Origin of the sequence: Nocardioides cynanchi (assembly GCF_008761635.1) — a bacterium.
GTDB lineage: Bacteria > Actinomycetota > Actinomycetes > Propionibacteriales > Nocardioidaceae > Nocardioides > Nocardioides cynanchi.
Genome location: NZ_CP044344.1, coordinates 3744176 through 3763745, shown reverse-complemented (window position 1 = coordinate 3763745; position 19570 = coordinate 3744176). Strand labels below are relative to the sequence as shown.

Sequence of the window (19570 nt, the reverse complement as noted above, 5' to 3'; positions counted from 1 at the left end):
TCACAGGGTGTTGGGAAGCAGGACGGCGAGGTTCTCGAACACGTTCCAGAGGATCGCCAGCAGCACGGGCACCGCTCCGATCCACAGGCCGCGGCCCGGCAGCCGCAGGGCCGCCCAGGTCACTGCGACCGTGACGAGCAGGAGCAGCTGGCACCACAGCAGCAGCTCGACGGCCCGGTCGTGGCTGCCGTGGCCGGGCTGGTCGGAGGCCGGCGCCGTCGTACCGGTGCTCGCGGGCAGCGCGTTGCCGGTCAGGTGCGCCGAGACGACCAGCTTCCGGTCCGGTGTGAACGCGGGATCGGAGGTGACCAGCGTCAGCCGCGACGGTACGACGCGCACCTGGCTCGCGGGCGCGTCGCTGGTGCGCACCAGGTCGACCACGTAGGCGAACCTGCCCTGGCCGGTGGTGACGTCGATCCGGTCACCGGGGTGCAGCCGGTCCAGGTGGGCGAACGGCGCTCCGAAGGTCGCCCGGCGACCCACCAGCACCGAGAGCCCGGTCTGGCCCGGCAGCACCGAGCCGGTCGTGAGCCCCGGGCCGTTCAGGGTCTGCTCGGACGAGCTGCCCTCGACGAAGACCTGCTCCAGCCCGATGGTCGGCACGCTGACGACACCGAGGGGTGTGCCGGCGGCGATCGGTGCCGAGACGGGGACCGTGGCCTGGGCCAGCGAGGTGCGCAGGTGGTCGTACATCACGCCCTGGTTGCGGTTGGCGGCCAGCCCGGAGCCGACCAGCAGGTAGCCGGCGAAGGCCAGGACCAGCCCGGTGACCAGGAGCAGGCCTCCGGCCACCACCGTGGCCGTCGTCACCCGACGGCGCTCGGGAGGCGTCGCGAGCGGAGGGGCGACGGGCGGTGCCGGCGGCTCGGGACGGCGAGACCCGACCAGCCGGAGCATCCGGCGGCGTGCGGTCCCGGCGATCCCGCTCTCGCCGGCGCTCGGGTCGACCACCGGCTCGACCACCGGGGCGACCGGCTGGCCGGGCGACACGGGCGTCATCGCTGCAGCCACTGCGGCCCCCGTCCCGAGCGACCGAGCCAGAGCAGCGCCGGACCCGCGACGAGGCCGAGCAGGGCGAAACCGAGCAGGACCGGCAGCAGCAGCTGGCGCGCTGTCGTCGACTCCGACGACACGGCCACCATCTGCGGGGCGGCGGCGGCCTCGGTCGACGCAGGGGGCGTGGCGCCGGCCGACGGTGAGGCGCCGTCCGAGGGCGCGGTGAGCGGGAGGGAGCCGGTGGCGTCACCGGGGCCCGAGGCCGGACCTACGGGCCCGACCGGACCGACCGGTGTGGTCGGCTGGTCGGTCGGCGAGCTGGGCGGGGTGTCGGTCGGCGAAGGGTCCACGGTGGGCTCCGTCGAAGGGCCGGCGAGCACCGCGGCCCGAGCTCGGGTCACCTCCGCGCGCAGGGCCTTGGTCAATGGCGCGTGTCCGGGGGGCAGCTGCCCGACGCGCTGGCCCGGCACCTGTCCCGGTCCGTCCACGTAGTCGAGGAAGTCGGCCATCAGGCCCCGGGCCGCCTTGTCGGCGTGGGTGGACAGCGCCGCGGAGACCAGGAGGGTCAACGGGTACACGTGGGGGTCCTGCGACGCGAGGTCCACCCTGCGGGTGACACCGTCGGCGTTCACCACGGCGTGGGTGATCCCGGCTTGCAGGCTCGCGGTCGTGGGAGCGACGAACGCACCCGACGCGTTCTGGAGCGAGGCGGTCGGCAGCAGGAACTTCGCCGCGTCGGCAGCGTCGATGATGCCGAAGACCTCCCGGGCGCCGGGGTTCTGCCGCGGCTGCTTGGTCACGACGTTCTGGCCGTTCTCCTGGGTGACCAGGGCGCCGGGGAACTGGGCGATGGACAGCTGGCGGGCCAGCGCGTCCATGCCCTGGATCGGCTGGAACGTCGAGGACAGCGCCTGGTCGAGCAGCGGGTAGCCGGCGAAGGGCAAGTCGAGGTCCTTGTAGGTGGCGTTGACCGTCATCCCCCACGGGTCGGGCTTTCCCTTGAGGAACGCGCGTGCGTCGGGGTCGCTGGCGATCCAGCGGGTCAGCGCCAGCGTCGTGTCCGACAGGTCGCCGAGCAGCAGCGGGTGGTTGCCCGGCGCACCGCCGGGCCAGTCGACGCCGGGGTTCAGCTTCAGGAACTCGGGGTCGTGGAAGATGTTGACCGGGTTGTCGATCACCGCCGGGTCCCCTCCCGAGCGGTACGACGCCGTGATCAGCTTGGCGACCAGCCGCGCGTTCAGGTGCATCGAGGTGACCGGCCGTCCGTGTGCGTCGTCGATCTGGAAGGCGACGACCAGCCCGGTCACGGTGACCGGCGCGTAGACGACTCCCGCGGTCGCCGCAGCGTCCGCGTCCAGCGGGTCGATGACCAGCCCGGTGTCGGTGGTGCCCGAGGCGACGTCGCCTCGCGTCTGTGGCTCACCGATCGAGGTGTAGTCGAGCGTCACGGGGTGGTCGGCCAGCGTGCAGGTGCGACCTCGCCAGGTCGCCAGCAGGTCGGCCACCATCGGGCTGCCCTCGACCCGCAGGGACGAGCCGCTCAGGGGGCAGGCGTCGTCCACCGGCAGGAAGCCCAGCGGGACGACGGTGCGCCTCGCCCACGCCCACGGCGCGTCGAGCAGGTCCTCGGTGTCGCCCTGCGGACGGCCGTAGTTGGGGACCACCACCAGGGAGCACGGCGCCCCGGCGTCGCAGCCCAGGGCCGCCGACTCGCGCTTGGTGAACAGCTGGATGGTGACCTGGCCGGTGCCGTCGGCGCCGGTCACGGTGTCCTGCCAGTTCGCGGGACCGTCCGGGGTCGCGTCGAAGGCGTCGGTCTGACCCGGGTAGGTGAACGGCGGCACCGCCGGGATCGCCGGGTTGGTGGCGGTGGCGTCCACCCCACGGAAGCCCGGAGACCCGTAGCAGTCACTGGAGCTGGCCGGGTCCGCGCCGCGACACTCGTAGACGCGGACCGGGTTCTCGGTGTTGACGTCGAGGGAGTCGCCGCTGTTCTGGAGCCGGGTCGCCGAGCTCGGCCGGAACCCCGACCACGACACCCGCACCGTCTGGTTGACCAGACCGATGGTCCGGCTGACCGTGACCGTCGCCCCGTCCCCGGCTCCCGGCGCCGGGACGGTGACGGGACCGTCGGAGCCGGCCGTGGCCGACGGGTGCGCGACCGCCGGAGTGGCGAGCGCCAGCAGCCCGAGCACGAGCAGTCCCCCGACGACGGGGACGGCCGTGGTCCTGTGGCGTGCTCGTCGTCGGATCGGCGCGATCGACATGTGCTGCTCTCCCGTTGCTCGGTGGTGGTGCTGGTGTTCGTGCCGGTGGCGGGCCCGGGGCCTCGGGCCCGCCACCATCGGGGGTTCTGGATCGATGACGCCGACTCAGCTGGCCTGGCCGCAGAAGCGCGCGGCGTTCTGGTCGTTGCCCAGGGGCGTGTTGCCGAACGGCACCAGGAACGCGTCCTGGTTCTGGCAGAGGAAGCCCCCCGCCTTGAACACGTCCTTCAGGTCCTGCGGAGCGTCGTTGCGGACCGCGTTGAAGAACAGCCGGCCGAACGCCGTGCTGTCACCGGTGGTGAACGCGGGGTTGAGGACGTCGTACGTCACGTTGTTCAGCACCGTGGTCGTGATCGGCGACGTCGTGGTGTTGACCAGCCCGATGTGGGTGCCTCCGCGGTTGTCGGCGATGCCGGGCGCCTGGTTGCTCTGCGCGGCCCACTTGGTCACGGCGTACGGCGCGATGCCCATCGGGTCACCGTTCATGGTCCGGCCGTCGTTCTGCTGCTGGGAGAACACCGTGGGCAGGCCCTGGCAGCCCGCCTGGACGTTGTTCAGCGTCGTCCCGATCGCCTGCAGGAAGAAGGTCAGGGTCGCGGCGGAGGCGGGCGGCAGGTAGACGTGGATCGGACCCGCCTGGCCTCCGACCTGGCTCCAGTCGGTGTCGGTGCACTCGAAGATGTCCTTCAGCTGGGCGGTCGTCAGCGGCGTCGTCGGTGCGTAGGCGTTGCCGACCACGGCGTACGAGACCGCGTCCTGGCTCTGGGCGTAGAACGTCAGTCCGGCCTCCGTGCCGTCGGTCTTCTTCGCGCGACTGGACCGGACCCAGTCGATGCAGTAGCTGGTGTTGTCGACCGTGCTCTTCTGGTTGAGCAGGATCGCGCTCAAGCCGCCGTTGGCGCCGTTGGGTCGCGAGATGGGGCAACCGGGCTTGGTGGTGATCGTCTCGGGCGTCTGCCCCGTGACCGGGTTGACCGCGTCGTACGACTCCAGCAGGTGTGCCGGCGCCGGCGCCTGCGCGTCGTAGGCGCTGACCACGTTGTTGGTCAGCTCCGCGAACGCGTCGGCACCGACGGCGGCGTACAGCTCGGTCTGGGACTTGCCGCTGATCGGCGTGCCAGGGTCCGTCGGGTTCGGGTCGGCGTGCGCCGCCACTCCGGTCAGGGTCAGCAGGGTGGCGGCGCCGGCGGCCAGGCCGGCACGCAGGGTACGTCGGGACATCGGGGTTCCTGTTCTGGTCCGGGTGGGTGTCGGGTGGGTGCCGGGCGTCCTCATCAGGCCTTCACCTTCAGTGCGGCGAGGAGGACCCAGAGGCCCTTGCTGGCCGCGTCCTTCTTGCCGAGCACCGTGACGACGACCGTGTGGCTCTTCAGACGGCCGGAGAAGCTCCAGCTCTTCTTCAGGGGCTTGCCGGCCTTGTTGTAGAGGTCGAGCGTGGTGCTCCTGCCGTCCACGGTGACCTTGACCTTGCCCGCCTTCGCGGAGCGGTCGAAGGTGAGAGTGGCGCCGTGGCCGTAGACCTTGGCGGTCGCGGTCGACTTCCTCTTCGCGGACTTCTCACCCTTGCCGGACGGCGAGTGCGACGTCCGGTAGGACTTCCAGGTGCCGGCCAGCTTCACCTTCTTGGCCGACCACGGGTAGGAGCCGGCAGGGAGGTTGCCGGCCGGGACGGCGGAGCCGCCCAGCGTGACCGAGCGGGTGACGGTCGTCGTGGCCGGCGTGGCTGCGGTGTCGGTGGCCCGGAACGTGACCGTCGCGGCCCCGGTCTTGAGCCCGGTGGTCGGCACCTGGGCGGTCCACACGTGGCCGGACTGGGTCGCCGCGACGAACGCGCCGCTCCCGAGCTTCGCCTCGACCGCGCCCACGCCGGCGGGCGACGCGACGTACGCCGAGACCTTGACGGTGCCGCCGAGCGGGACGCTGCTGCCGGCGGCAGGCGTCCGCAGGAAGACCGAGGGGCCGGCCGCCGCGGTCGGCGCGAGGGCGACCCCCCGGAACTCGGTGTTGGGGGCGGCGGTGGCCAGCACGGTCGGCGCGGACGGGGCGAACGACGCGGCCGCGCCGGCGGGGTCGGTGAGGGTGACCAGCGAGGTCGGGGTGGTCACCGCCAGGCTGACCGAGGCGCCCTGTACGTCGGCGACGATGCCGAAGGCGCCCTCGACGTCGACGTAGCCGGCCGACGCCCACGTCGTGCCGTTCCAGCGGTACTTGTCGACGGTCCCCCCGCGAGCCGAGCCGTCGGCGATGTAGAGCGTGTCCAGACCGGTTCCGGCGTAGTCGTCCGGGGTCAGGTCGGCCAGCGCGTAGCCGTAGGTCAGCAGGTTGTCGGGGAGCCCCGGGAGGTCGGTGAGGGCACCCGAGGTCGGCACACCGGTGCCGATGCGGGCGAGCCGGTCGGTCAAGATGCCGCTGCTGAACAGCTGTCCACCCTGGACGGTCAGGGCGCTGAGGTTGCTGGTCGCGCTGCCCGCGACGGTGCTGGCGGCGCTGGAGCCGCGGTTGGTCGTGACGACGCCGCCGTTCCCGCCGGTGGCCCAGAGCCGTTCGCCGTCGGTGGTGGTCGCCGAGCGGATGATCTTGGTGACTCCCGCCCCGGTGAGCACCGTCGTGGTGTCGACCGTGCCGTTGGCGTCGACCAGGCCGACCACGCGTCCGACCTGGGCCGGGTCGGAGGCGGTCAGGGACGCCCCGCTCGGTCCGGTTGCTCCGACGGCGGCGTCGTACCCCGTGACCGCGAGGAACCGGCCGTCGGCCGACCGGTCGATCAGGCCTTCGGACCGGGACTGGCCGCTGGCGGTGAGGCGGGCGTTGCCTTCCGCCGCGGTCGTCGGGAGGGCCACCGACTGGACCAGGCTGCCGCCGGGCGCGTACTCATCGAGGAACACCGGCGCGGCCGCGTTGGTCAGGGGTGAGGCGCCGCCGCTACCGACCCGGTAGACGACGACGTCACCGCCGGTGAACCGGGCGGCATGGGCCTGGGACGATGTCACCAGGGGCACGGCGACCGCGACGACAGCCGTCGTGACGGTGGCACCGAGAACGCGCAGGCGTGTGCGCATGAGCACCTCTCTTCGAACAAGGGACGGCCGCGGCCGAGTGGTCGAGTGACCCGAGAACATCAGTATGTCTACTGACTTAGTCGTATTTAGGACGACAACGGAGCCCACGTCAAGCCCGTGCCCGCCTCGGCGCGTCGCGGCGCCCGATCGGCCTAGGTCGGGTAGTCCGATCGGACTACTCGACCCTGGGGTCGGTCAGGCCGAGCTGGACGCACTCCCGCCTCGCCGCTGCGCCGTCTCCAGGAACCGGACCCTGCGCGGGGCAGCCGCCCTTCCGAGGCTCGACTCCGATCGAAGATCCCCCTCGATTGAGGATGCCGAGGACGATCCGGCGCCACCAGTCTGGTGCCTATCCGCTGACGCATCCCCGACGGCCCACCAGCCGTGGCGCCGAGGTCAGCCGAAGTTGTGCCGCCTCGGAAAACCTGACGAGGTGCCGGACCCACCGCTGTAGCGCTTTCCCCCGAAAGGGCGATGGACTCCGGACACGGCTGGTGGGTCCCACCTCGGTTCCGGGCGCCCCATTTGACGCGCTTTTACCAAATGTTTTGGGCGCGCATGACTTCATGGAACCGCACACGGGGGGAAACCATGCGCATCGACGACTTCAGACGATTTCCAGGGCCTGGGACACACGGGGGAGGCCCATCTGCCGGCAACGACCGGCCGCTGGACCGCGCCTTCACGGACCCCGACGGTCCGGCTCGGCCCGAACCTCGGATCGGGCTCGACGAGGGTGTGACCGCACGGCGATCCCGGTCCACGCCGCGGCCGGTGCCGCCCGGGCTGGCCGCGCTCACCCTGTCCGCACCGGTCCTGGCCGTTGTGCTGGTGGTCCTGGGGCCGCCCTCCGACATCAGCACGCTGCTCGTGGCGACCTGGTTGCTCGCTCAGCTCGGGGTGGTCGTCTGGACGGCGCGCCGGCTGCGGCCGTCCTCCGCGAGCGAGCAGTCCCCCGTGGCCCCGCCGGTCCACGACGAGGACCTGGACCCGATGCTGATCAAGGCCCACGACGCACGAGACCGGCTCCACGAGGTTCGCGCCACCGTCGCCGGGATCGGCCTCACCCACCGGCTGCTCAGCAACCCGGACGTCCAGCTGTCGACGGCCGAGCGCAGCAGTCTGGAGGTCCTCTACGACCGGGAGATCACCCGTTTGGAGCGGATCCTCCGGGACGAGGACACCGCCCCGGCAGTCGACGAGCCCGTCGACGTCGGCTCCGTGATCGAGCCGCTCGTCCAGACCCTGCGGCTGCGCGGCCATCGGGTCGCCTGGGAGGCGGCCGAGGTCACGGCGATCGGTCGTGGGGACGACATCGCCGAGATCGTGCACATCCTCCTGGAGAACGCCGCACGGCACGCTCCGGGAGCGGAGGTCTCGGTCCAGGTGAAGAGCCGCCCGAGCGAGATCCTCCTGACGGTGTCGGACGACGGGCCCGGAGTGCCCCGCGACCTGGCACCCCGACTCTTCGACCGGGGAGTCCGCGGGTCGGAGTCGCCCGGGGAGGGGATCGGGCTCGACATCGCACGCCGGCTGGCACGACAGATGGGCGGTGACCTCTTCCTCGACCCGCCCGCCGACCGACGAGGGGCCACCTTCACCACTGTCCTGCGCCCCAGCGCCGCGTCGACGCCATGCCTGGCCGCGCGGACGTGACCACCGTCGCACTGGTCGAGGACCACGTCCTCTTCGCTGAGGCCATGGACGTGACGCTGACGCGAGAGGGGTTCGACGTTCGCCGGATTCCCGTCAAGGAGCGGGCGATGCCCGGCCAGCTGCTCACGAGCGTGATGCGGATGAACCCCGGCATCGCGCTGCTCGACCTGGACCTCGGCGCCGGCGGCGACGGAACCCGCCTGGTTGCACCCTTGACCCGGTCGGGCATCTCGGTGGTGGTGGTCACCGGGAGCACCGACCGAGCGCGATGGGGTCAGTGCCTGCGCGAGGGTGCCCGGGCGGTGCTGTCGAAGTCGGCACGACTCGAGGAGATCCTGTCCGCCCTCCGGCTGGTGGCCGACGGTCGTCACGTGCACACCGGTGAGGAGCGGCAGAGCCTGATCACCCATTTCTACACCGAGCGTGAGGTGGTCAAGACCGTTCGCCGGAGGCTCGAGCTCCTCACGGCACGAGAGATCGAGGTGCTCGCCCACCTGATGGACGGCCAGCCCGTCCGCGAGATCGCCGACGCCTCGTTCGTGTCGGAGGCCACGGTGCGGACCCAGGTCAAGTCGATCCTGGCGAAGCTCGAGGTGACCAGTCAGCTGGCGGCCGTCGGAGCCGCTCGCAAGGCGGGTTGGGTGCCACCCTCGCGGCCCCCTAGTCGTCCGTCAGCCGAATGACGGCGCGACACGCCGGGGAAATCAAAATTTGGGCAAACTCCGGGGAGACAGACGGCCACTGAACTACTAACCTGAGCCTTGCAGTCGGGGGGCTGTGAAAGCAAAAGGCTCGGGGGGGCCATGCACCAGAAGTGCGAGATTCGTATCCGCCTGCTCGGAGGCTTCGAGGTCCATCGTTCCGATGGGACCCGAGTGATGCAGGAGGAGTGGCGGACCGGCAAGACGCGCGACCTGCTGCGTCTCCTGGCGCTCGAGAACGGTCAACCGGTCCGGGTGTCGGGGCTGATCGAGAAGCTGTGGCCGGACGTGACCGTGGATCGCGCCCGCAACAGCCTCGGCACCGCGGCCAGTCAGATCAGGCGCACCGTCGGGGAGCCGTGCGTCGTTCGCGACCACGCCGCCCTGACGCTGCGCAACGCGTGGGTGGACGTGAACGCCTTCCGGGCCCTGGCGCAGCGAGCCCAGCTCGCGGCCCGGTCGTCGGCGTCGGCGGAGGTCCTCACCAACGCCCGCGCAGCCCTGGCTCTCTACGCCGGTGACTTCTACGCCCACGAGGACGACGCGCCCTGGGCAGTGGCGGAGCGGGACGCGCTCAAGGCCCTGCACGTGACGACGCTCTGCGACGCCTCTCGGGCCGCCCTCGAGCTCGGCCTCCTGCGCGAGGCGCAGGACCTCGCCACGACTGCGGTGCGCCTCGACCCGACGGTCGAGGCAGCGACACGGTCGTTGATGCGGTCTCATGCCGAGCTGGGAGAGGTCGGGCTGGCCCTGCGCGTGTTCGAGGACTGCCGCGTCCATCTCGCCGAGGAGCTGGGCACCGACCCGTCGCCCCAGACCCAGGAGCTGCATCTGCAGATCCTTCGCAGGCCGCGGGAGTTCCGTGCTTCCACGTTGGATCGCCTGCGCGCCTCGGGCTGACGCTCGCGATCGGCTGACGCCGGCGAGACCGCGACGCGACGCGCGGGGGTCGTCCTCCGGGTCAGCTCGTGGGATCGGCGACCCGACCCACGAAGAGCGGTGTGCCGTGCGCGGTGTCGTGGACGACGAAGAGGAACGGCCGGTCACAGACCAGCGTGTGTCCGCCGACCGAGCCACTGGTCTCGCGCATCACGACAGCTGTGGCGGCCGCGGCCTCGGTGCCGCTCTCGTCGACGGCCACGAAGGCCTGGTGGAGCACGTCGTCGATCAGCAGCGGGGTGGTCGGCGACATCGGGGAGAAGTCCGCGAGGTCACCGAACGCGAGTGGCATCCCCAGCTCGATCAGGGGCTGCTTGAGCCCGGACGGCGTGCGGAAGGTGAAGCGCGGGAGCTCCACGTGGACGCCCGGCTGGCCCGCGGCCGTGAGGCCGTCACCGAGCAGGGCGGCGAGGGCCTCGGTCTCGTACCCGGTGTCGGGAAGCACCAGGGTCATGGCCAGCTTCCCGCCGGCGTAGGGGAGGCGCGCGGCCGTGTAGTGCGACCCGGACACGAACCCGGCCCCGGCCGGGTCGCCCTGCATCATCGGCGCCTGGACGCGCGAGCCGTCGGCGCGGGTGAAGGCCCGTGGCGCCGTCAGTGACTTGTCGAAGGGGTCGCCCCAGGGCGCCTTCAGGTAGAGCGCGTTCACCAGCACCAGCCGGGTCGTGCTGTCGACACTTCCCGGCGGGAGGATGGTCGGGATCCGGTCGTGGGTCTGGCTCGCGGTCCACTGGTTCACCAGCTGCCGCGCCGCCTCGGCTGCCGTCCGGAAGTCCACGGTCCGCATCCCCGCGCCGTACTCCTTGGCCAGGACGGTGAGGAACGCCCGGCCCCACTGGGTCTCGGCGTCACCGAACAGCTGGTTGGCCGTCGCCAGTGCGATCTCGTCCGGTGTCCCGTCGGCCTGGGTGACCGGACCTGCCAGGGCCAGCACCTGCTGGGTGAGCGCGTCGATCCCGGCGTTGTACGACGCCAGGGAGCCGACGTGGAGCACGTCGAGCATCTGCGCCTGGGTGCGGCCCGCGGCACCGTTCGCGGTCATCGCCAGGGCCACCGCGATCGAGTACGGCGAGAGAGCGAGGTTGTCGCCGGGGGTGCCGAGGTGGCTCCACAGGTCGGCGGTGAAGCCACCCATAGCGGTCACCACGTCGGGGATCGCGGCGGCGTCGCCCGCACTCCGCGAGACCTGGGCGCTGACCAGCCTGAGCCCCTGCATCGAGTCACCGGCAGGCGCGGCGCCGGCGCCGCGGTCGCCGCACGCGGCGAGGAGGGGCGAGACGGCCAGCGAGGAGAGGCCGAGCAGTCGAAGCGAGTCGCGTCGGGTCAGCATGCCGATGGGACGCCCGCGACGTGCGCGCGGTTCCCATCGGCGGCGAGAGCGGCGACCGGCTCGGCCTCACGCAGGACGCGCCAGCCTGTGCACCGGCACCGGTCCGAGCACGGCAGGAACGAGTGGGACGCGTGCCGGCACCACGGGCAGGGCATCTCGTGCGAGAGGTGAGACGTGGTCTCGACCACGGTGTCCCACATGCCGGCCTCCTGGATCGGTGTCGACATCAGGAGGCTGCTCGTCGGTCCTCAGATACCGAGGTCAGGAGGGTCGGCGGTGCGACCCGTCAGCGGGTCTCAGTCGGTGCCGTGGCGGCGTACGAAGTCGAGGATCTGGTCGGACAGCTCGGGCCGGCAGACCACCAGGTCGGGCAGGGACACGTCGTCCTGGTTGTAGCGCAGCTCCGAGCCGTCCACCCGTGAGCAGAACAGGCCGGCGGAACGAGCCACCGCCACGGGGGCGGCGTTGTCCCATTCGTACTGGCCTCCGGCGTGGACATAGGCGTCCGTGAGATCACGGACCACCGAGATCACCTTGACGCCGGCCGAGCCCATGGGCACCAGCTCGGCGTCGATCTCGGCCGCCAGAGCCGCGACGAACGCCGGTGGCCGGGTCCGCGACACCGCGATCCGCGGACGAGTGCTCGTCCGGGGCGGCACCACGGGTGGCTGACCGGTGGAGAAGGTCTCCCCCAGGGCGGGCTGCGCAACGGCGCCTGCCGTCAGCTCGCCGTTCTCCCAGAGGGCGACATGGACCGCCCAGTCGGCACGCGGCGGTTCGGAGAACTCGCGCGTGCCGTCGAGCGGGTCGACGATCCAGACCCGGGGCGAGCTGAGGCGCCGCTTGTCGTCGGCTCCCTCTTCGGAGAGCACGGCGTCCGCGGGCCGGTGTTGAGCCAAGAGCGCCACCAACAGCTCGTGGGCAGCCCTGTCACCGGCGTCCTTCAGCTCACGCCCGACCAGACCGCCCTCTCGTACCTCGAGCAACCGCTGGCCGGCCGTTGAGGCCAGCCAGGCCGCCAGTGCATGGTCGTCGTGGACGAGAGGGCGATCGGAGTCGGTCACGGGACCGAACAGTAGCGCCCTGGGTCAGGAGCAGTTCGACGTGATCAGCGTCGGGTCTGCGTCCTTGGGCGTGCACTTGCAGGGGTTGAAGTCCGGGAAGGTGACCGTCTTGGTGATGATGGTCCCCTTGTACTCGAACGTGATCACTGCGGTGCGCTGCGAGCTGGCCGAGCTGGTCACGATGAAAAGCTCGGGGTTGGGCCCCGGCGTCAGCGTGAGGATCGAGCCGGTCGGGAAGCCGGTGACCGACTTGCCGCTGATCGTGAAGTCGATGAGCTGGATGTCCTGGTTGGTCGTGGTGTTGTTGTCGAACGTGACGACCATCCGGTACCCGTAGAACGTCTCACCGTCGTGCGTGCTGTGACCGGGCAGCTTGCAGCCCGAACCGACGCCCTCGACGTCGACCGGCGGTGTGCTGGTCCCGGCGAAGGCCGGAGCGGCGGCGGCCGTGGCGACCACGGGGACCGCCCAGACACCGGTACGGACTACTGCGCGCCTGCTTGGCTTGTTCATGATGAAATCTCCTGTTCCCTGGAAGCTCCGGGCGACACCCGGAGCGTTACTGGGCGGGAGTACCTCACGGTCAGCCGGCAGGCGTGAGCCCGACGACTGGGTCGCGGGGTGCAAGAAACGGCGCTTGGCCGTACAACGATCGCGCAGCGGTGCGTGGAACGCACGGCCGTCGCCATAGGTGTCCCCGGCAGTGCCGAGGAGACGAACTCCACGATCAATTTCCCCCATCGAGACCTCTGCGGTCTCGTCCCATGGCAGCACCAGTGATCGATGATCGACGACTCCCCCGAGTCGAAGGTCCTGCCGGGAACCATTCTCCGCAAGGACTGCCGAAAACGCCAGTCCACGACGTCACTAGTTGGGTAAATTCCACGTCTCGGGCGCGAAACGCCCCTGAACGGGTGGTAATGGGGCTCAGGAGTTGAACCGCGACTGGGTGCGCTCCAGCCCGTCGGATACCAGCGACTCGACGGCGTCGGCCGCCGTGACGACCTGCAGGGGGATCGCCTTGCCCTCGGCGCCGGAGTAGTTCGTGAGCAGGAAGTCGGCCACGTCCTGGCGGCCCGGTGGGCGGCCGACACCGATCCGGACCCGGTGGAAGTCGCCGGTGCCGAGCGAGGCTCGCATGCTGCGGAGGCCGTTGTGGCCGTTGTCGCCACCACCGAGCTTGACCCGCATGGAGTCGAAGGGCAGGTCCAGCTCGTCGTGCACGGCCACGATCCGCTCCGGCGGCACCTTGTAGAACTTCGCCAGCGCCGAGACCGGACCGCCGGTCTCGTTCATGTACGTCCGAGCCCGCATCAGCACCACGCGGGGACCGTCGGTCCCCGGCGCTGCGAGCCGGCCCTCCACGACGTCGGCCCGGCCGGACTTGTGGGCCCGGAACGGCGCACCCATCCGGTCGGCGAGCTCGTCGACGACGAGATAGCCGATGTTGTGCCGGTGACCGGCGTACGACGGCCCGGGGTTGCCCAGGCCGACGACGAGCCATACCTCGCCCCGCTCACCCACAGCCATGTCACCTGCTCCCACGGTCGTCCGGTCAGCGGTCGCGCGGGCCGAGGCTGGGCTGCGTCGCAGCCACCCCGGCCGGCGCGGCAGCCTCACTCGCTCGAGTCGCCCGCGGACTCGCTGCCGCTCTCGCGGTCGGCGTCCTCGGCAGCGGCCTCGTCCTGCGCCTCGGCCACGTCGTCGTCGCTCGGCTCGTGGACGATGCCGGCGTCGGCCTCGGCCTCGGCCAGCTCGGCCTCCAGCTGCGCCTCGGACTGGGCGGCGGTGATGTTGACGACCAGCGTCTCCGGGTCGACCAGCAGCGTGGTGCCCTCGGGGAGGCGGAGGTCGGAGGCGTGGATCTGGGTGCCGACCGGCAGGCCCTGGATCGAGACCTCGATGCTCTCGGGGATGTGGGTGGCCTCGGCCTCGACCTGCACCGTGGTGTTCTCGGTGACCACGAGGGTGTCGGGGCCGGCGTCGCCGACCAGCTGCACCAGGACGTCCACAGTCACCCGCTCGCCCTGACGGACGGCCACGAAGTCGATGTGCTCCAGCACGCGGCGCAGCGGGTCGACCTGCACCTCGCGGGCCAGGGCGAGCTGCGGCTTGCCGTCGATGTCGAGCTCCAGCAGTGCGTTGCTGCCGCCCCGCTTGAGCGCGAGCATGGTGTCGTGGCCCGGCAGCGTCAGGTGGATCGGGTCGTTGCCGTGGCCGTACACGACGGCGGGGATCTTGTGCTCGCGGCGGATCCGGCGGGCGGCGCCCTTGCCGAACTCGGTGCGCAGCTCTGCGGTGATCTTGTCGGCGGCCATCTCATGTCTCCTCGTGCGTCGTGTGGTGGTCTCGACTCAGCTCGACCACCGGGGCTCTTGGCCTCGGCATGAGAAACGCCGCGCGACCGGGTCAGCGCGGCGTGAGATCAGCCGGCCCTGTCGATCACGGACGCCCTTGGATCCAAGGGATTCCCTCGCCGAGGCAACTGCCAGAGTCTAGACAGCGCGAGCGGTACGACGCGAATCGTCATCACGTCCCGGCCGCTCGGACAACCAGGATGCACGCCCCCGGAGGGTTCGCCTAGGGTCGAGAGCGTGTCCCTCACCTACGACGAAGCCCGTGCCCGCGCCGCCCGGATCTCCCGCGTGGCCTACGCCATCGACCTCGACCTGACCTCGCGCGAGACCTTCGGCTGCCGCACCACGGTCACCTTCGACCTCGAGGATCCCCGGGCGACCACCTTCCTCGAGCTGGCCGACGCCCAGGACCTCCGGCTGACCGTGAACGACGCGGCGGTGCCGGCTCCGGCGTACGACGGCACCCGGATCACCCTGCACGACCTGAAGCCGGTCAACGAGGTGGTCGTGGAGGCCCGGATCCCCTACGTCAACGACGGCGACGGCATGCACACCGTCACCGACCCCGCGGACGACGCCACCTACGTGGCGGCGTACGCCGGGATGGACCTCGCGCACCGGGTCTTCGCCTGCTTCGACCAGCCGGACCTCAAGGCCCCGATCAGCCTGACCGTCACCGCACCCGCCGACTGGACGGTGCTCGGCAACGGCCGGCTGGACAGCCACGAAGGCGCGGCGTGGCGGTTCACGACCACGCCGCCGATCTCGACGTACCTCTTCACGGTGTGCGCCGGACCGTGGGCCTCGCGCACGTGGGAGCACGCCGGGCTGCCCTTCGGCTGGCACGCGCGGGCGTCGCTGGCCACCGAGCTCGACCGCGACTTCGAGAACATGAAGGAGGTCACCGAGGCCTGCTTCGACTTCTACACGCGCACCTTCGACGAGCCCTACCCGTTCGACTCCTACGACCAGGTGATGGGCCCGGGCCACAACTGGGGCGCGATGGAGACCGCGGGCTGCGTGACCTTCCGCGACGAGTACCTCCCGCGCAACCAGCCCGACGCCGGCGAGGTGGTGGACCGGGCCACCGTGATCGCGCACGAGATGGCGCACATGTGGTTCGGCGACCTGGTGACCATGAAGTGGTGGCAGGACACCTGGCTCAACGAGTCCTTCGCCGACTTCATGGGCTACCACGTCGCGCACGAGGCCGGGGTCGCCGGCTCGTGGCCGGACTTCTCGCTCAACCGCAAGCCCACCGGCTACGCCGCCGACGCGCGCCGGTCGACGCACCCGATCGCCGAGGACGCCGAGCACCTGGTCGACGTGGACACCGCGTTCACGAACTTCGACATGATCACCTACGCCAAGGGCGCCTCGGTGCTCCACCAGCTGGTGATCTGGCTGGGCTGGGAGACCTTCGTGGAGGGCACCAACGTCTACCTGACCCGGCACCGGTTCGGCAACGCCGAGCTCGCCGACTTCCTCGAGGCGCTCGACTCGGTGACCGACCGCGACGTCCGCGGCTGGGCCGAGGCCTACCTGCGGACCACCGGCTTCGACACGATCCGGGTCAGCCGCGACGGCGAGGTCCCCGTGCTCGAGCGCGACGGGTCGCGGCCGCACCGCTTCACCGTGGCGGCCCTGGACGGCTCCGCCGGACCGGGTACGACGCTGGTCGACCTCGGCTCGGAGCCGGTCGCGCTGACGTCGTTCGCGGGACTGCCGGTGCTGCCCAACGCTGCGGACGAGGCCTACGCCGACGTGCTGCTCGACGACGCGTCCTGGCAGGGCCTGGTCGACGGGCTCTCGGAGCTCTCCGAGCCGCTGCAGCGCGCGGTCGCGTGGTCCAACGCGTTCACCCGCGTGCGCTCGGGCCGGCTGACCGCACCGGCGTTCATGGGCGTCGTCGAGGCGCACCTCGGCCGGGAGCGAGACCCGGTGGTCTTCGACTCGGTGCTGCGCCGGGTCCGCGGGATGGTGCTGACGCAGTGGACCTCGCCGGAGGCCCTGGCGGCCGCCCAGGCGTCGGTGGCGTCGGTGTGCACCACCGCGCTCGACGCCGGTGACGGCGACCGCGCCCTGGCCGCGATGCGCGGCCTAGCGGCCAGCACCCGCGACGTGACCCTGCTCGGCGACTGGCTCGAGAGCGGCCGGGCCCGGCCCGGGCTCGAGATCGACCGCGACACCAGGTGGGTCGCCGTGCGCCGCCTCGTGGTGCTGGGTGCCGCCGGTGCGGACCTGGTCGCGACCGAGGCCGCGGCCGACCGCTCCTCGAGCGGCCATCAGGCGTCACTCACCGCGCTGGCCAGCCGACCCGACGCAGCCGCGAAGGCCGACGCGTGGCGCCAGATCATCGACCCGACGACCTCCAACCGCGACTTCGACGCGCTGGTCGCCGGCCTGTGGACGCCGGGCCAGGAGGACCTGTGCGCGCCGTACCTCGACCGCTACCTCGAGGACGCGCCGCGGGTGGCCGAGCGCAGCCAGAGCTTCGCCGCCGACATCGGCTTCGCCGTACCCCGGATCCCGATGGCCGTGGCCCGGCTCCAGGAGTTCCGCGACCGGCTCGACGCCGCGTCGGCGGGCACCGACAACACGGTGCTGCGGCGCGGCTGGCGCGACCGGGTCGACGACTACGACGTCGCGCTGCTGGTGCGAGCGGCCGGCTGAGGCCCGCTCAGGCGTGACCCTCGAACATCGAGGTGACCGAGCCGTCCTCGAAGACCTCGCGGATCGCCCGCGACAGCAACGGGGCGATCGACAGGCAGGTCAGCTTGTCGAAGCGCTGCGCGTCGGACATCGGCAGCGTGTTGGTGACCACGATCTCGGTGACCGAGCTGTTCTTGAGCCGATCGACCGCGGGGCCCGACAGGATCGGGTGGGTGGCCGCGATCACGACGCCCGCGGCGCCGTCGCTCATCAGCGCCTCGGCGGCCTGGACGATGGTGCCGCCGGTGTCGATCATGTCGTCGACCAGCACGCAGATCCGGCCGCGGACGTCACCGACCACGCGGTTGGCGACCACCTCGTTGGGACGGTCGGTACGACGTGACTTGTGGATGAAGGCCAGCGGCGCACCACCGAGCCGAGCCGACCACCGCTCGGCGACCTTGATCCGGCCGGCGTCGGGGCTGACCACCGCCAGCTGCTGCTCGCCGTACTTCTCCCGCACGTAGTCGGCCAGGATCGGCAGCGCCATCAGGTGGTCGACCGGCCCGTCGAAGAATCCCTGGATCTGGTCGGCGTGCAGGTCGACGGTGATCAGGCGGTCGGCGCCCGCCGTCTTGAACAGGTCGGCCATCAGCCGCGCCGAGATCGGCTCGCGGCCGCGGTGCTTCTTGTCCTGGCGGGCGTAGCCGTAGAAGGGCATCACCACGGTGATCCGCTTGGCGCTGGCCCGCTTGAGCGCGTCGACCATGATCAGGTGCTCCATGATCCACTCGTTGATCGGAGCGGTGTGGCTCTGGATCACGAAGGCGTCGCAGCCGCGGACCGACTCCTCGTAGCGGACGTAGATCTCGGAGTTGGCGAACTCGAACGCCTGCGTCGGCACCAGCCCGATGCCGAGCTCGACCGCGACCTCCTCGGCCAGCGACGGGTGAGCCCGCCCGGAGAAGACCATCAGGTGCTTCTTGGTGGTCAGCTTGCGTTTGGCGCTCACGGGTCAGGATTCTCCCCCACCGGCGGCGGCGTCCTCCACGTGGGGCGCGTCGGGCGCCGTGGGCGGCTCGCGCCGGACGTGGGACCGGCCCTCGAGGTTGCGCTGGGGACCTCCGGACACGGCGAGGGCACCCGGCGGCACGTCACGTCGCACGACGGCACCGCCGCCGGTCATCGCGCCGTCGCCGATCGTCACCGGCGCGACGAAGGTGTTGTTGGCGCCGGTCTTGGCGCCCTTCCCGACCGTGGTGTGGTGCTTGTTGGTGCCGTCGTAGTTGGCGAAGATCGTGCCGGCGCCGATGTTGGTGCCCGCACCGATGTCGGCGTCACCGACGTAGGACAGGTGGGGGACCTTCGCGCCGTCACCGATCCGGGCGTTCTTGGTCTCCACGAAGGTGCCGATCTTGCCCCCCTGCCCGAGCGTCGTACCGGGGCGGAGGTAGGCGAAGGGGCCGACACTGGCCTGGTCCTCGATCACGGCGAGCTCGGCGTGGGAGCGCACCACGCGGGCGTGGCGGCCGATCTCGCAGTCCTTGAGCGTGCTGTCGGGCCCGATCACGGTGTGGGTGCCGACGACCGTGGCGCCGAGCAGCTGGACGCCGGGCAGCAGGGTCACGTCGGGCGCCAGCCTCACCCCGGAGTCGACCCAGGTGGTCGCGGGGTCCATCACGGTGACGCCCTCGCGCATCCAGCCCTCGAGGGTGCGCCGGTTGAGCTCGCGGCCGAGGTTGGCCAGCTGGAGCCGGTCGTTGACCCCCTCGGTCTGCATCACGTCGTCGATCGGGAAGGCGCCGACGGCCAGGCCGGCGTCGCGGGCCAGGCCGACGACGTCGGTGAGGTAGTACTCCCCCTTGGCGTTGTCGTTGCCCAGGCGGGGCAGGGACTCCACGAGGAAGGCCGCGTCGAAGGCGAGGATGCCCGAGCTGATCTCGGCGATCTCGCGCTGCACGGGGGTCGCGTCCTTCTCCTCCACGATCGCCTCGACGTCGCCCTCGTCGTTGCGCACGATCCGGCCGTAGCCGTGGGGCTCGCCGACGACCCCGCTGAGCACGCTGACCGCGCACTGGGCCGCCTCGTGCTCCGAGGCGAAGTCGCGCAGGGTGTCACCGCGCAGCAGCGGGGTGTCGCCGGCAGCCACGATCACGGTGCCGGTCGTCGTACCGGGTGAGCCGGCCAGGGAGTCCATCGCGATCCGGACGGCGTGCCCGGTGCCGTGCTGCTCCTCCTGGACCGCCAGGGTCACCTCGGGGGCCAGCGATTGGATGTGGGGGCCCACCTGGTCGCGCTGGTGGCCCACGACCGCCACGATCCGCGTGGGCTCCAGCGCCCGGACCGCGGTCAGCACGTGGCCGACCATGCTGCGGCCCCCGATCTCGTGCAGGACCTTGGCCGTCCCGGACTTCATGCGGGTGCCCCCACCCGCGGCGAGCACGATCACGGTCAGGTCGCTGGGCATGGGGTCCAACCTATGCCTTGCTCGTGGGGGTGCGGCCATCGTCCGGGAGGCTGATCTCGCGGGTGGTCGACGTGCTGCCCCG

Annotated in this window: 15 protein-coding genes; 4 read left to right on the top strand and 11 right to left on the bottom strand. The window is 71.4% G+C overall.

Annotated features, from left to right (window positions below):
- The 4 genes from E3N83_RS18200 to E3N83_RS18185 form a co-directional block, all read right to left on the bottom strand.
- Nucleotides 1-999 carry a sortase gene (locus E3N83_RS18200; RefSeq protein ID WP_151084542.1) on the bottom strand — a complete coding sequence of 333 codons (999 nt, stop codon included), beginning with the start codon at nt 997-999 and terminating at the stop codon, nt 1-3.
- Nucleotides 996-3263 (bottom strand): substrate-binding domain-containing protein, encoded by a 2268-nt coding sequence (locus tag E3N83_RS18195; RefSeq protein ID WP_191907864.1) that lies wholly within the window; start codon nt 3261-3263, stop codon nt 996-998. Before E3N83_RS18195 ends, E3N83_RS18200 begins: the two co-directional genes overlap by 4 nt.
- A 105-nt stretch (nt 3264-3368) precedes the next feature.
- Nucleotides 3369-4484, bottom strand: a complete 1116-nt coding sequence (locus E3N83_RS18190) for a substrate-binding domain-containing protein (RefSeq protein WP_191907863.1) — start codon at nt 4482-4484, stop codon at nt 3369-3371.
- 53 nt (nt 4485-4537) lie between these two features.
- On the bottom strand, nt 4538-6322 hold the full coding sequence (locus E3N83_RS18185; RefSeq protein WP_151084539.1) for an Ig-like domain-containing protein: 1785 nt from the start codon (nt 6320-6322) through the stop codon (nt 4538-4540).
- A 738-nt stretch (nt 6323-7060) separates the two neighbouring features.
- On the opposite strand from E3N83_RS18185, the gene E3N83_RS18180 reads away from it, so the two are divergent.
- From E3N83_RS18180 to E3N83_RS18170, 3 genes are all read left to right on the top strand, one after another.
- Entirely contained in the window at nt 7061-7978 is a 918-nt protein-coding gene (locus E3N83_RS18180) for a sensor histidine kinase (RefSeq protein WP_191907862.1), read from the top strand.
- A complete protein-coding gene (locus E3N83_RS18175) occupies nt 7957-8661 on the top strand; it encodes a response regulator transcription factor (RefSeq protein ID WP_151084537.1) in 705 nt (234 codons plus the stop codon). Before E3N83_RS18180 ends, E3N83_RS18175 begins: the two co-directional genes overlap by 22 nt.
- Before the next feature lie 195 nt (nt 8662-8856).
- On the top strand, nt 8857-9579 hold the full coding sequence (locus tag E3N83_RS18170; protein WP_238343208.1) for an AfsR/SARP family transcriptional regulator: 723 nt from the start codon (nt 8857-8859) through the stop codon (nt 9577-9579).
- 61 nt (nt 9580-9640) lie between these two features.
- On the opposite strand, the gene E3N83_RS18165 is transcribed toward E3N83_RS18170, so the two are convergent.
- The 5 genes from E3N83_RS18165 to E3N83_RS18140 form a co-directional block, all read right to left on the bottom strand.
- Nucleotides 9641-10948 (bottom strand): serpin family protein, encoded by a 1308-nt coding sequence (locus E3N83_RS18165; protein ID WP_202879268.1) that lies wholly within the window; start codon nt 10946-10948, stop codon nt 9641-9643.
- 296 nt (nt 10949-11244) lie between these two features.
- Nucleotides 11245-12012 carry a 3'(2'),5'-bisphosphate nucleotidase CysQ gene (locus E3N83_RS18155; protein WP_151084534.1) on the bottom strand — a complete coding sequence of 256 codons (768 nt, stop codon included), beginning with the start codon at nt 12010-12012 and terminating at the stop codon, nt 11245-11247.
- Between the two features lie 24 nt (nt 12013-12036).
- Entirely contained in the window at nt 12037-12525 is a 489-nt protein-coding gene (locus E3N83_RS18150; RefSeq protein WP_151084533.1) for a hypothetical protein, read from the bottom strand.
- Between the two features lie 414 nt (nt 12526-12939).
- Nucleotides 12940-13542, bottom strand: coding sequence for an aminoacyl-tRNA hydrolase (gene pth / locus E3N83_RS18145; protein ID WP_151084532.1), 603 nt, complete (start codon nt 13540-13542; stop codon nt 12940-12942).
- An 86-nt stretch (nt 13543-13628) separates the two neighbouring features.
- Nucleotides 13629-14330 (bottom strand): 50S ribosomal protein L25/general stress protein Ctc, encoded by a 702-nt coding sequence (locus E3N83_RS18140; RefSeq protein ID WP_151084531.1) that lies wholly within the window; start codon nt 14328-14330, stop codon nt 13629-13631.
- A gap of 276 nt (nt 14331-14606) precedes the next feature.
- On the opposite strand from E3N83_RS18140, the gene pepN reads away from it, so the two are divergent.
- Nucleotides 14607-17042, top strand: a complete 2436-nt coding sequence (gene pepN / locus E3N83_RS18135; RefSeq protein ID WP_151084530.1) for an aminopeptidase N — start codon at nt 14607-14609, stop codon at nt 17040-17042.
- Nucleotides 17043-17049: 7 nt separating this feature from the next.
- Here pepN and E3N83_RS18130 read toward each other — a convergent pair whose 3' ends face one another.
- Nucleotides 17050-17994 carry a ribose-phosphate diphosphokinase gene (locus E3N83_RS18130; protein WP_238343207.1) on the bottom strand — a complete coding sequence of 315 codons (945 nt, stop codon included), beginning with the start codon at nt 17992-17994 and terminating at the stop codon, nt 17050-17052.
- Between the two features lie 42 nt (nt 17995-18036).
- The gene (glmU, locus tag E3N83_RS18125; RefSeq protein WP_151084528.1) at nt 18037-19488 is read right to left on the bottom strand and encodes a bifunctional UDP-N-acetylglucosamine diphosphorylase/glucosamine-1-phosphate N-acetyltransferase GlmU; all 1452 of its coding nucleotides are present in this window, start codon (nt 19486-19488) and stop codon (nt 18037-18039) included.
- Nucleotides 19489-19570: the final 82 nt, after the last annotated feature.